This window comes from Paraburkholderia sp. BL23I1N1, from assembly GCF_003610295.1.
In the GTDB taxonomy this organism is placed as follows: Bacteria; Pseudomonadota; Gammaproteobacteria; order Burkholderiales; family Burkholderiaceae; genus Paraburkholderia.
Map to the genome: position 1 here is coordinate 2,156,585 of NZ_RAPV01000001.1, position 13,425 is coordinate 2,170,009.

General features: G+C 64.2%; 10 protein-coding genes. All 10 read left to right on the plus strand.

The features are described 5' to 3' along the window. Positions 1 to 89: 89 nt before the first annotated feature. The 10 genes from B0G76_RS10230 (at position 90) to B0G76_RS10275 (ending at position 13,409) form a co-directional block, all read left to right on the plus strand. Entirely contained in the window at positions 90 to 1,487 is a 1,398-nt protein-coding gene (locus B0G76_RS10230) for an undecaprenyl-phosphate glucose phosphotransferase (RefSeq protein WP_120291813.1), read from the plus strand. A gap of 90 nt (positions 1,488 to 1,577) precedes the next feature. After that, positions 1,578 to 3,032, plus strand: a complete 1,455-nt coding sequence (locus tag B0G76_RS10235) for a UDP-glucose/GDP-mannose dehydrogenase family protein (RefSeq protein WP_120291815.1) — start codon at positions 1,578 to 1,580, stop codon at positions 3,030 to 3,032. A gap of 72 nt (positions 3,033 to 3,104) precedes the next feature. Beyond that, positions 3,105 to 3,560, plus strand: a complete 456-nt coding sequence (locus B0G76_RS10240) for a low molecular weight phosphotyrosine protein phosphatase (protein ID WP_120291817.1) — start codon at positions 3,105 to 3,107, stop codon at positions 3,558 to 3,560. Further along, on the plus strand, positions 3,554 to 4,774 hold the full coding sequence (locus B0G76_RS10245) for a polysaccharide biosynthesis/export family protein (protein ID WP_120291819.1): 1,221 nt from the start codon (positions 3,554 to 3,556) through the stop codon (positions 4,772 to 4,774). Before B0G76_RS10240 ends, B0G76_RS10245 begins: the two co-directional genes overlap by 7 nt. A gap of 149 nt (positions 4,775 to 4,923) precedes the next feature. Continuing rightward, entirely contained in the window at positions 4,924 to 7,122 is a 2,199-nt protein-coding gene (locus tag B0G76_RS10250; RefSeq protein WP_120291821.1) for a polysaccharide biosynthesis tyrosine autokinase, read from the plus strand. Between the two features lie 59 nt (positions 7,123 to 7,181). Further along, positions 7,182 to 8,114, plus strand: coding sequence for a glycosyltransferase family 2 protein (locus B0G76_RS10255; RefSeq protein WP_120291823.1), 933 nt, complete (start codon positions 7,182 to 7,184; stop codon positions 8,112 to 8,114). A gap of 119 nt (positions 8,115 to 8,233) precedes the next feature. Then, the gene (locus B0G76_RS10260) at positions 8,234 to 9,523 is read left to right on the plus strand and encodes a glycosyltransferase family 4 protein (RefSeq protein ID WP_259460537.1); all 1,290 of its coding nucleotides are present in this window, start codon (positions 8,234 to 8,236) and stop codon (positions 9,521 to 9,523) included. A 3-nt stretch (positions 9,524 to 9,526) separates the two neighbouring features. Continuing rightward, positions 9,527 to 10,990 carry a glucose-6-phosphate isomerase gene (locus tag B0G76_RS10265; protein ID WP_120291825.1) on the plus strand — a complete coding sequence of 488 codons (1,464 nt, stop codon included), beginning with the start codon at positions 9,527 to 9,529 and terminating at the stop codon, positions 10,988 to 10,990. Further along, on the plus strand, positions 10,987 to 12,246 hold the full coding sequence (locus tag B0G76_RS10270; protein WP_120291827.1) for a glycosyltransferase family 4 protein: 1,260 nt from the start codon (positions 10,987 to 10,989) through the stop codon (positions 12,244 to 12,246). The genes B0G76_RS10265 and B0G76_RS10270 overlap by 4 nt, the downstream gene beginning before the upstream one ends. After that, positions 12,243 to 13,409, plus strand: a complete 1,167-nt coding sequence (locus tag B0G76_RS10275) for a glycosyltransferase family 4 protein (RefSeq protein WP_120291829.1) — start codon at positions 12,243 to 12,245, stop codon at positions 13,407 to 13,409. The genes B0G76_RS10270 and B0G76_RS10275 overlap by 4 nt, the downstream gene beginning before the upstream one ends. Positions 13,410 to 13,425 lie beyond the last annotated feature (16 nt).

Sequence of the window (13,425 nt, forward strand, 5' to 3'; positions counted from 1 at the left end):
GTTGTTCCCGGGCGGCCGGACTCGATGAGTGTGACGGAAATTCAACCAACCAACGGATGGCACTTGACTGACGAACTGAGGGGCAGCGCATGCTGAGCGTTCTATCGAGAATCATCGACATCGCCATGGTCGCGCTCGGCGCCGCTATTGCGACGGCCGTGCACAGCGGGAAATTGGTGTGGCTGGACGACGTCCAAAGCGTATCGCTCGCGTTCGACTGCCTGCTCGTGGTGGTGTTCTTCCCCGCGCTGGGGATCTATCAGTCGTGGCGCGGCAAGCCGCTCTATGACCTGCTGTGCCGCGTCGCGGGCGGCTGGCTGATCGTGGAGGTCACGGGCGTGCTGATCAGCTTCAGCCTGCACCGCTCGGACAGCCTGTCGCGTTTGTGGCTCGTGTACTGGGCGATCGCGACGATCGCACTGCTGATCGTCACCAAGGTGATCGTCTATTCGATCCTGCGCGGACTGCGTCGCGAAGGCTTCAATCAGCGCGCGGTGGCGATCGTGGGCGGCGCGCCGTATGGGCGCTTCCTGATCGAACAGATGCGCAGCCGCCCGGAAGCGGGCTTCAGCCCCGTCGTGGTGTTCGACGAGGAAGGCACGATCAATCCTTATGAGGACCCCGAAGCGAGCGATTCGATCGAAGGCGTACCGGTCGAGCGCGATTACGCGCGGATGCTTCAACTGGTGCGTCAGCGCGCGATTCGTGAACTTTGGCTCGCGCTGCCGATCTCGAAAGAGAAGGCGATCCATCGCTTCGTGATGGACCTGAAGAACGACTTCGTGAACATCCGTTTCATTCCGGACGTGCGCAGCCTCACGCTCTTCAATCAGCCGATGGTCGACCTGCTCGGCGTGCCGGCGATCAACCTGGCCGCTTCGCCGATCACCGACCTGCGTGTGCTGCCCAAACGCATTTTCGACCGCCTGTTCGCGCTGGCCGCATTGACCGCGCTGGCGCCGGTGATGCTGGTGATCGCGGTGATGGTGAAGCTGAGCTCGCCAGGCCCGGTGTTTTTCCGGCAGAAGCGCAAAGGCATCGACGGCAACCAGTTCGAGATCTACAAGTTTCGCTCGATGAAGATGCACAAGGAAGAGTCCGGCAAGATCACTCAGGCCACGCGGCGCGATCCACGCATTACCGCGGTCGGCGCGTTCCTGCGGCGCACCAGCCTCGACGAATTGCCGCAATTCATCAACGTGCTGCGCGGCGAGATGTCCGTAGTCGGCCCGCGTCCGCATGCGCTCGAACACGACGACATCTACAAGGATCTGGTGAAGGGCTACATGCACCGTTACCGGATCAAGCCGGGCATCACCGGGTGGGCACAGATCAACGGCTATCGCGGCGAAACCGATCGCATCGAAAAGATGATGGGCCGCGTCAAGCTCGATCTGTACTACATGCAGCACTGGACCTTCTGGCTCGACATCAAGATCGTCGTGCTGACGCTGTGGAAGGGCTTTGTGGGCAGCAACGCTTATTGAGCGGCTGATTGACCGTTTATCGAGCCGCGGCCATGCAATGCATCGCGTGACCGCACTCCCGAATCAACTCCATTCTCCGAGGTGTAACACATGAACCTGACGATCATCGGTAGTGGCTACGTAGGCCTCGTGACGGGCGCTTGTCTGGCCGACATCGGCCACGACGTGTTCTGTCTCGACGTCGATCAGCGCAAGATCGACGTGCTCAACAACGGCGGCGTGCCGATCCATGAACCGGGTCTGCAGGAGATCATCGCGCGCAATCGCAAGGCGGGCCGCCTGAAGTTCTCGACCGACATCGAAGCCGCGGTCGCGCACGGCGACATCCAGTTCATCGCCGTGGGCACGCCGTCCGACGAGGACGGTTCCGCCGATCTGCAATATGTGCTCGCCGCCGCGCGCAACATCGGCCGCCATATGACGGGCTTCAAGGTGATCGTCGACAAATCGACGGTGCCGGTCGGCACGGCTTCGCGCGTGCGCGAAGTAATTGCCGAGGAACTGGCCGCGCGCAACGCGAGCCACATGTTCTCCGTGGTGTCGAATCCGGAGTTCCTGAAAGAAGGCGCGGCCGTGGAAGATTTCACGCGGCCCGACCGCATCGTGCTCGGCTGCGATGAAGATGTGCCGGGCGAAAAGGCGCGGGAACTAATGAAGCGCCTCTACGCGCCGTTCAACCGCAATCGCGAACGCACGCTGTACATGGACGTGCGTTCGGCCGAGTTCACCAAGTACGCGGCCAATGCGATGCTCGCCACGCGCATCTCGTACATGAACGAGCTCGCGAACCTGGCCGACCGCGTCGGCGCGGATATCGAAGCGGTGCGCCGCGGCATCGGTTCCGATCCGCGCATTGGCTACGACTTCCTGTATGCCGGTTGCGGCTACGGCGGCTCGTGCTTCCCGAAAGACGTGCAGGCCCTGATTCGCACGGCGGCCGATCACAAAGCCAACCTGCGCATTCTCGAAGCGGTGGAAGCCGTCAACGACACGCAGAAAAAGATCCTTGCGCACAAGATCGTCGATCGTCTGGGCGAAGACTTGTCGGATCGCACCTTCGGCGTCTGGGGCCTCGCGTTCAAGCCGAACACGGACGACATGCGCGAAGCGCCGAGCCGTCCGCTGATTGCCGAACTGCTGCGCCGCGGCGCGCGCGTGAAGGCCTACGACCCGGTTGCGATCGACGAATCGAAGCGCGTGTTCGCACTCGATCTGAAGGACGTGCCGCAACAGCACGCGCGGCTCTCGTTCGTGAACGAGGAAATGGACGCGGCCGAGGGCGCCGATGCACTCGTGATCCTCACCGAATGGAAGGTCTTCAAGAGTCCGGATTTCGCCTCGCTCAAGGAGAGCCTCGACACGCCGCTGATTTTCGACGGCCGCAATCTGTACGAACCGGACGTGCTGCTCGAACTCGGTATCGAGTATCACGCGATCGGCCGTCAGCACGCGCTGCGCAATGCGCCTGCAAAGGTCGGCGCGAACGGCGTGCAGATGGCAGCCCGTCCGAGCCACTCGACCGACGCGGTCGAAGCTGGCCAATAAGCCGGCCAATAAGTTGGTCAACTAGTTGCTCAACAAGCCGCCGTGCCGCTACGCCTCTTTAAGGAGCCTGCCATGTTCGCCAATGTTCTGATCGTCTGCCACGCCAACGTGTGCCGTTCGCCCGCTGCCGAAATGCTGTTCAGGACCCGGCAGCGCGCAGCGTCGCGCTCGTCCTCAGCGCCGATCGCGTTTCATTCGGCGGGCCTGCGGGCCGCGAACGGCCACGCTATGGACCCGGTGATGCGGCGCCTGCTCGACGAGCAGGGCGTCGCTTCTGGTATCCACTATTCGCGGCGCCTCGACCGCAGGCTCGTGCGCGAGGCCGACCTCGTGCTCGTCAGCGAGCGCGCGCAGGTGGGCGCGGTCGAAGCGTTCGATCCGGCTTCGCGCGGCAAGGTTTATCCGCTCGGCAAGTGGGAAGACGACTCCGACGTCGCCGACCCGCACGGTGGCGCGGAAGCCGACTATAGAGAGAGTCTCGTGCTCATCGAACATCTGGTCATGGGATGGCTGAAGAAAATATGCTGATGAAAAAACGCACTGCACACACCTACGCGAATTTCAATCCGAAATTCGCCGCTACGCTTTTGCTAACGTCCTTTCTGTCGGCCTGCGTTACCGCACCTGGCAATTACCTCGACACGTCCCGTCTGAAAGACGACGGCCAGCACCAGAGTCAGCAGGCTAACGAAACCTATCCGGTCCATCTGATCGACGGCCCGCTGGTGGCGGCGCAAGCGCAGGCGCAAGCCAATGCCGCGCAGCAGGCGCTGCCGGTTTCGCGTTACAGCGATCCGTCGCAGTACGTGTACCGGCTTTCGCCGCAGGACATTCTCGGCATCACCGTGTGGGACCACCCTGAATTGACCACGCCGCAGGGCAGCACGCTGTCCGCGGGCGGCAACACCACGCAGTCGGTCGGCGGCGCCCTGCAGCAGCCGTATACCGCCGCGCTGCCGGGCCAGGCCGATCCGTACGGCCAGACCGTTGCCGCCGACGGCACGATCTTTTTCCCGTTCGTCGGCCGCATCAAGGCCGCGGGCAAAACCGTGGGCGAGTTGCGCGATCAGTTGAGCGCCGGCCTCGTGCGCTACATCCGCAATCCGCAGGTCGACGTGCGCGTGCTGTCGTACCGCGGCCAGAAAGTGCAGGTGACCGGCGACGTGAAGACGCCGGGCCCGCTCGCCATCAGCGACGTGCCGCTCACGCTGGTCGACGCGATCACGCGTTCGGGCGGCACGAATACCGACGCCGACATCCAGCGCGTGCGCCTCACGCGCAACAACAAGCTGTACGTGCTCGACGCCAACCGCATGCTCGACCAGGGCGACACCACGCAGAACGTGATGCTGCAAAACGGCGACGTGATCAACATCCCGGATCACAGCGATAGCCGTGTGTTCATCATGGGCGAGGTGAAAACGCCGATCCAGATGCCGATGTTGAAGGGCCGTCTGACGATCGCCGACGCGCTCACGAACGCGGGCGGCATTCTCGACACCGACGCCAACCCGCGCCAGATATTCGTGATGCGCGGCATGCGCGAGCATCCGACCACGCCGGACGTGTACCGCCTCGACATGACGCAGCCCGACGCGATCATGCTGTCGTCCCAGTTCCAGTTGCAGCCGATGGACGTCGTGTATGTGGGCACCGCTGCTTCGACCACGTTCAACCGTGTGTTGCAGCAGGTTCTGCCGACCATACAGACGCTGTTCTACCTGAAGCAGTTGACGAAATAACCGTCTAGGCCCGCGTCGCTCCTGGAGCGGCGCGGGACCGAAGCAACCGCCCGGGCGCATGTCAGAAGCACGCACCCAGGCACACGCTGAAGCCCACGCCGAAGCAACCGAAACGGGATCGAATTGTGAGCAATCAAATCTCTCCACACATGGCCGGTCCGATCAAGACCGAAGAAGAGGACGTCGTCCTCGGGCAACTGGTGCAGGTGATCCTCGACGACATCTGGTGGCTGATCTCGATCGCCGCCGTGATCGTCGCACTGGCCGCCGCGTACTGTTTCCTCGCCAAGCCGATCTATTCGGCCGATGCGCACGTGCGGGTCGAGCAGTCCGACAACACCTCGCAGGCGCTCACGCAAACGCAGACGGGCGCGGCGATTACCACCGGCTCGACGTCGCTGCCGACTGACGCCGAAATCGAAATCATCAAAAGCCGCGGCGTAGTCGGCCCGGTGGTCCAGCAACTGAAGCTGAACTTCAGCGTCGTGCCGAAGACGTTCCCGCTGCTCGGCAGCATCGCCGCGCACATGGCCACGCCGGGCCAGCCGGCGCGGCCGTGGCTGGGTCTGTCGTCCTACGCCTGGGGCGGTGAAGATGCCGAGGTCGATTCGATCGACGTGGTGCCCGCGCTGGAAGGCGAAAAGCTCACGATGAAGGTGCAGGATGACCAGCACTACGAACTGTACGCAAAGAACGGTTCGCTGCTGCTGCGCGGCCAGGTCGGCCAGCAGGAGCAGGGCGGCGGCGTGACGATTCTCGTCAGCAAGCTGGTGGCGCGCCCGGGTGAAGAGTTCACCGTGACGCGGTTTAACGACCTTGACGCGATCACCGCGTTCCAGTCGGCCATCACCGTGCAGGAGCAGGGCAAGCAAACCGGCGTGATCCAGATCTCGCTGGAAGACAAGAGCCCTGAGCACGCCGCGCTGGTGGCCAATGCGCTCGCGCAGTCGTATGTGCGTCAGCACGTGTCGAACAAGCAGGTCGACGCAAGCAAGATGCTCGACTTCCTGAAGAGCGAAGAGCCGCGCCTGAAGTCCGATCTCGAACGCGCCGAAGCCGCGTTGACCGCGTATCAGCGCCAGTCCGGCTCGATCAACGCGAGCGACGAAGCCAAGGTCTACCTCGAAGGCAGCGTGCAGTACGAGCAGCAGATCGCCGGTTTGCGTCTGCAGATGGCGCAGTTGACCGAGCGTTATGGCGACGACCATCCGATGCTCGTGGCCGCGCGCCAGCAGATGGCCGAACTGGAGGCGCAACGCGCCAAATACGCCGACCGCTTCCGCGATCTGCCGGCCACTGAAGTGAAGGCCGTGCAGTTGCAACGCGACGCGAAGGTGGCGGAAGACATCTACGTGCTGCTGCTCAACCGCGTGCAGGAGTTGTCGGTGCAGAAGGCCGGTACCGGCGGCAACGTGCATATCGTCGACCAGGCGATGCGCCCGGGTGCGCCGGTCAAGCCGAAGAAGGTGCTGATCCTCTCGGCGGCCGTGATTCTGGGGCTGATCTGCGGCACCGGTTTCGTGTTCCTGCGCCGCAATATGTTCAAGGGAATCGACGACCCCGACCATATCGAGCGTGCGTTCCATCTGCCGGTGTACGGTCTCGTGCCCTTGAGCGCCGAACAGGCCGTGCTCGAAAGCGCCTTCCAGCGCGGCGGCGAACGCCTGCGCTCGGTGCTCGCGAATGCGCGGCCGAAGGACGTCACGATCGAAAGCCTGCGCAGCCTGCGCACGTCCATGCAGTTCACGATGTTGGACGCGAAGAACCGCATCGTCATGCTGACCGGTCCCATGGCCGGCGTCGGCAAGAGCTTCCTGACGGTCAATCTGGCGGTGCTGCTCGCGAACTCGGGCAAACGCGTGCTAATGATCGACGGCGATATGCGTCGCGGTGTGCTGGAACGCTATGTGGGCGGTGCGCAGGACAACGGTTTGTCGGAATTGCTGAGCGGGCAGATCTCGCTCGAAGAAGCGATCCGCAGCACGAACGTCGAAAGCCTGAGCTTCATCTCGTGCGGCCGCCGCCCGCCGAATCCGTCGGAACTGCTGATGTCGCCGCGTCTGCCGCAATACCTCGACGGCCTCGCCAAGCGCTACGACGTGATCCTGATCGACACGCCGCCGGTACTGGCCGTGACCGATGCGTCGATCATCGGCGCGTATGCCGGTTCGACCTTCTTCGTGATGCGCTCGGGCGTGCACAACGAAAGCGAAATCGCGGAGGCGTTGAAGCGTCTGCGCGCAGCCGGCGTGCACGTGCAGGGCGGCATTTTCAACGGGATGCCGGCGCGTTCGCGCGGCGGTTATGCCCGCGGCTATGCAGCGGTCCAGGAATATCTGAGCGCCTGAGCCACCCGGCTTGAGCCCATTCCGAACCCAGCGCAAACCCGATAAACAAGGACATCACGATGAAAGTGACGGTACTGGTTCCAACTTACCGCCGCCCGGCCGACCTGGCGCGCTGCCTCGCGGCGCTGCAACGGCAGTCGCGCGCGCCGGACGAAGTGGTGGTGGTCGCGCGCGCCGACGACGAAGCAACCCACACCTGCCTGCGCGATCCGGCCGTACCGGGCAGCTTGCCCTTGTTCGTCGCGCTGGTGGAGGTGCCCGGCCAGGTCGCGGCCCTGAATCGCGGACTGGATGCTGCGACAGGCGCCGTGATCGCGATCACCGACGACGACGCCGCGCCGCACGTGGACTGGGTCGAACGGATTGCCGCCGCGTTCGAAAGCGATGCGCGCCTGGGTGCGCTGGGCGGACGCGACTGGGTACATGAAAAAGGCCGCGTGCTCGACGGAGAACGGCCGCTGGTCGGCAAGGTCACGGCGCACGGCAAGATCATCGGCAATCACCATCTTGGGGTCGGTGGCGCACGCGAAGTCGACATCCTGAAGGGCGCCAACATGAGCTACCGGCGCGAGGCGGTCCGCACGATCCGCTTCGATCAGCGTCTGCGCGGCGCGGGCGCCCAGGTCCACAACGACATGGCCTTCAGCCTCGCCGTGAAGAACGCCGGCTGGAAGCTGATGTACGACCCGCGCGTCGCCGTCGACCATTTCCCGGCCGAACGTTTCGACGACGATCGGCGCGACGCGCAAACCATGGCGGCGTTGCGCAATGCCGCCTTCAATTTCCACCTGATCCTGCGCGACCAGTTGCCGCCACTGCGCCGCGAAACCGCGTGGTGGTGGTGGACGCTGGTCGGCACTCGTGTCTATCCGGGTCTCACGCACGCCGCGCTCGCGCTGGTTTCGAAACAGGCGAGCCTGAGGCTGTCGCGCTGGCGCGCGGTGCGCACCGGTGCGCATGAGGCGCGCCGCGCGCTGTCTCGAACAGCCTAATGCCGCGCGACCCTGTGTAACCCCGCGTTGACCCAATCGTCCTGCACGTTCGTGCATCGGCACTCGCGCCTGCTGGCGCATACCGATGCTCCTTTTCACCGGCAGAGCGGAGTGTCTGCATGAGTACGAAAGTTCACGTTCATCTGTTTTACGGCGCCGACCCGCGCTTTTACCGGCCGGGCGACAACATCGGCTGTCTGTACGGCTATCACCATGCCGAATCCGACGCGTTCAGGCTGACCTATTCGCAGGACGCGCGCGAAAGCAAGCCGGTGCGTTTGCTGCGCCGCGCGCTGAAGGCGGCGCTTGGCTTCGACTTCATTCATACGTGGCGCAACCGCGCCGAGATGCTGCGCTCGGACGTGATCTGGACGCATACCGAGCAGGAATGGCTGTCCGCCGCGCTGATGCTGCTGCTGAGCGGCCGCAAGGCGGGTGGTGACGCGGAACCCTTACTGCTCGCGCAAAGCGTGTGGCTGCTCGATAAATGGCCTTCCTATGGAATTCTGCGCAGCTGGCTGTATCGCAAGCTGATGAAGCGAGCCGACCAGCTCACGACGCTCGCGAGCGAAAACGCTGAAATGTGCCAGGAGTATTTCGGGCGCGATGCCAAGCCGCTCTTCTACGGCTTGAACACACAAGACTTTCCCGTGAAGGCGCCAACCGAATGGAAGCCGCATTCGCCGATCCGGATTGCCGCGATCGGCAACGATCGCGACCGCGATTGGGAAACGCTTATCAAGGCCTTCGGCAACGACGCGCGCTACACGGTGAAGCTCGCGACGCGCCGGCGGATTCCCGCTTCGCTGCGTGCGCCGAACGTCGAGATCGCGTTGTTCTCGGGCATCAAGAAACAGCACGAACTCTACGACTGGGCCGACGTGATCGTGGTGCCGCTGCGTCCGAATTCGCACGCCTCGGGCATTACGGTGATGCTGGAAGCGGCTGCGGTCGGCAAGCCCATGGTGGTCACCAACGTCGGCGCGTTGCAGGATTATTTTCCGGCGGACGAGGCGGCTTATATCCCGCCGTTCGACCCGCAGGCGTTGCGCGAGGCGGTGGACCAGCTCGCCGCCTCTCCGATGGAGGCATTGCATCAGGCGCAGGCAGCGGCGGCCGGTTTGCTGTCGCGCGACCTGACCACGCAGAACTATGCGATGCAGCACGTGAAGGTCACGCAGGAGATGTTGCGGGCGCGCGCCGCGTCGCGTGGACGTGTGCCGGCAGGCGCGGCCGAGGCCGGCGCCGACGTCAAGGCAGCGGCAGCGGCGCAGCGCGCCGCGCCGGCCGCCACCACCGTGAGGCAGCCGGTGCGAATTCGCGCGGGCAGTCACGCGCAGGTGCAGGGGCAAGCTCGCGGTCACGGCCAGAGCCAGGGTCCTTCGCGCCAATCACGCGGAGGCCTCTAAACGATGTCGACGATTGCGCGAGCCGGCGACGACAACGCGGGGCGGGTGCTGTCCGGCGCTCGCAAGGAGTGGCTGCCGGAGGCTTTACTGTGGCTGATCACGGCAATGCTGATCGTCGCGCATCAGGGCACGGTGCTCACGCTCGCATTCCCGGTGCTCGCGATCCTGACGGGCCTGTGGCTCTACTTCAAGAGCCCGGCGCGCTACATCGGCTTCATGTGGTGGCTATGGTTCCTGAGCCCGGAAGTGCGGCGTCTCGCCGACTGGTCCAAAGGCTCGTTCACGCCGACCAGCCTGATCCAGGTCGCGCCGCTCGCCGTGACGATGATCAGCGCGTTGTCCCTGCTCCGGTACTACAAGCTGCTGTCGCAACGCCGCGGGCTGCCGGTGCTGCTGGTTCTGTTGGGGCTCGCCTATGCCTTCATGATCGGCGTGATGTCGAGCGGTCCGCTCGCCGCGACCTATGACCTCGCGAACTGGCTCTATCCGATCCTGATCGGCTTTCACATCATGGCGCACACGCATCAGTACCCGAAGTATCGCGACACCATTGTCAGTACCTTCATCTGGGGCATGCTGGTGATGGGCGGCTACGGTCTGATCCAGTTCTTCATCATGCCGCCGTGGGACGCGCTGTGGATGCTCGGCTCGCAGATGAATTCGCAAGGCGACCCCGTGCCGATGGGCGTGCGCGTGTTCAGCACGATGAACTCGTCGGGACCGTTCGCGTTCGCGATGATGGGCGCGATGGTCTACGTGATGGCAGCGACGCACCGCGTGCGCTGGATCGCGGCGGCGCTCGGCTTCTTTTCGTTCGCGCTGAGCCTCGTGCGTTCGACGTGGGGCGGCTGGGTGATCGCGCTCCTGATCCAGCTGGTCAAGGCGAACAACAAGGTGCGCGTGCGGATCGTCGCGAGTGCGGTGCTGCTTGCCGGTCTTTGCGTGCCGCTGCTCACGGTCGGCCCGGTCGCCGAGCGGATGCAGGCGCGCCTGAACACGCTCGTCAACCTGAGCGACGACCAGAGCTACGCCGCGCGTAACGAGTTCTACGCGACCTTCGCGAAGACAGCCTTTACCGATGTCTCCGGCGAAGGCATGGGCGCGACCGGCACCTCGACCAAGCTCTCGAACGACGGCGGTCAGCTCGGCCAGTACGGCAACTTCGACAGCGGCGTGATGAACATCCCGTTCGTGCTCGGCTGGCCCGGCACCTTGCTCTATATGTCCGGCATCGTGTGGCTGGTGGTGCGCGCGGCGCTCGCGTCGTTCAAGCTGCGCAACGACAAATTCGTGTCCGCCTGCCTGAGCCTCAGCCTCGCGACTTTCGCCATGCTCGTGTTTACCAATTCGCTGGTCGGCACGGGCGGCCTGCTGCTTTTCATGAGTGTTTTTTCGATCCTTTCCGCGGTGCACTACGACAAGATGAACCGCAGACGCACGCTATTTCTCCACGGAGGCACTGATTGAGAGTCGCCATTGTCACGCACGTCGTGCGCCATAACGACGGCCAGGGGCGCGTCAACCACGAGATTGCGCGCGCCGCCCTCGATGAGAACATTGCGGTCACCCTGGTTGCCTCGCACGTTGCGCCGGATTTGCTCGCGCATCCGGACGTACGCTGGGCGCCGATAAAAATCGGCCGCTGGTGGCCCACCAATCTGCTGCGCCAGCAGGTGTTCGCCTTCAAGAGCGCGATGTGGCTGCGTGCGCATCGCCGCGAATACGACGTGTTGCACGTGAATGGTTTCATCACGTGGATGCCCGCCGACGTCAACACCTCGCACTTCGTGCATAGCGGCTGGTTTGGCAGCAAGTATTACCCGTTCGGACTCACGAAAGGCGTGTGGTCCGCGTACCAGTCGATCTATACGCGCTGCAACGCCGTGCTCGAACGCTGGGCGTACCGTCGCTCGAAAGTGATCACGGCGGTGTCGCAAAAGATCGCCGATGAAATTCGCGCGATCGGTTTGACGCCTCACAACCGGGTCGACGTGATTTACAACGGCGTCGATACGCAAGGCTTCGCGGCCGCAACGGGCGACCGCGCGAAATTTGGCCTACCGGCGGACGCATTCCTGCTGCTGTTCGTGGGCGACCTGCGCACACCGCGCAAAAACCTCGGCACGGTGCTGGCCGCGCTCAAGCATCTGCCCGAACACGTGCAGATCGCGGTGGCCGGTTTTCTGCCAGGCAGCCCGTATCCGGAACAGGCGAAAGCGCTCGGCATTGCGCATCGCGTGCATTTTCTCGGGTTGGTCAAGGAGATGCCGGTGCTGATGCATTCGGTCGACGCGTTCGTGTTTCCGTCGCGTTACGAGGCGATGAGCCTGTCGCTGCTCGAAGCGATGGCCGCGGGCCTGCCGGTGGTCACGGCGCGGACGGCGGGCGGCGCCGAAATCATCACGCCGGAATGCGGCATCGTGCTCGACGATCCGGACGATCCCAAGGCCTTGGCAGGCGCCGTCGCGCGCCTGGCCGACAACGACGACGCGCGCCGCGCTATGGGCGCCGCTGCCAACGAGCTTGCGACCGGCTTCGGCTGGGCGCGGATGGCCGCGCAATACATCGCGCTGTACCGGCAACTGGAAGGGCAGCAGAAGGACCGCCTGCGCAGCGAAACGGAAGCCGCGGCGGTGGCGAGGAACGACGCGCTGACGCTGAACACGCTCGCCGGGCAAACCATTCACCACCACACTCAGAACGCACAGGGGCAACAATCATGAGCACGAGTTCAATCAAATCGCTGCAGATCGGGATGCACTGGTTTCCTGAGCGCGCGGGCGGCCTCGACCGCATGTATTACTCGCTGGTTGGTGCGCTGCCGGGTGCGGGCGTTGCCGTGCGCGGCGTGGTGGCCGGCTCGCCCAAAGTCGCCGCGGACACGGGCGGCGCGATCAACGGTTTCGGCTCCGCCGCACAATCGCTGCCGCTGCGGCTGATGGCGGCACGCCGCGCGCTGCGCCAGGAGATCGGCACCTCGCGTCCGGACGTGATTTCGTCGCACTTCGCGCTGTACACGTTTCCGGGTCTCGACGTGACGCGCGGCATTCCGCAGGTGTCGCATTTTCAGGGACCGTGGGCCGACGAGAGTCACGTCGAAGGCGCCGATTCGTTCGGTCAGCGCGCCAAGCGCTATCTGGAGCAATCGGTGTATGCGCGCTCGTCGCGTCTGATCGTGTTGTCGGAGGCGTTCGGCAAGATTCTGACTTCGCGCTATCGCATCTCGCCGGAGCGCGTGCGCGTCGTGCCGGGCTGCGTGGATGTCGAGCAGTTCAATCTGCCGATCACGCCGGCCGAGGCGCGCCTGAAGCTGCAACTGCCGCAGGACCGGCCGATCGTGCTGGCCGTGCGGCGTCTGGTGCGCCGCATGGGTCTCGAAGATCTGATCGATGCGGTGAAGCTGCTCAAGCGCACCGAACCCGATGTGCTGCTGCTGATCGCGGGCAAGGGGCGGCTCGAAGGCGAATTGCAGGCGCGTATCACTGAGGCTGGGCTCGAGAACAACGTCAAGCTGCTGGGCTTCGTGCCCGATCAGCATCTGGCGGCGTTGTACCGGGCGGCGAATATCAGCGTGGTGCCGACGGTGGCGTTGGAGGGTTTCGGGCTGATTACCGTTGAATCGCTGGCTTCGGGCACGCCCGTGCTGGTGACGCCGGTCGGCGGCTTACCGGAAGCGGTGGCGGGTTTGTCGCCAGATCTGGTGTTGCCGGAGACGGGCGCGAAGGCGATCGCGGCGGGTCTGGCAGGCGCGTTGAATGGCTCGCTAAAGTTGCCGGATGCCGAGGCTTGCCGACGTTATGCACGCGAGAAGTTCGATAACTCGGTGATCGCAAAGCGGGTGGCGTCGGTGTATAGCGAGGCGATCAAGGCGGGTGGGGTGCATTGAACGGCTCAGGCCGTGC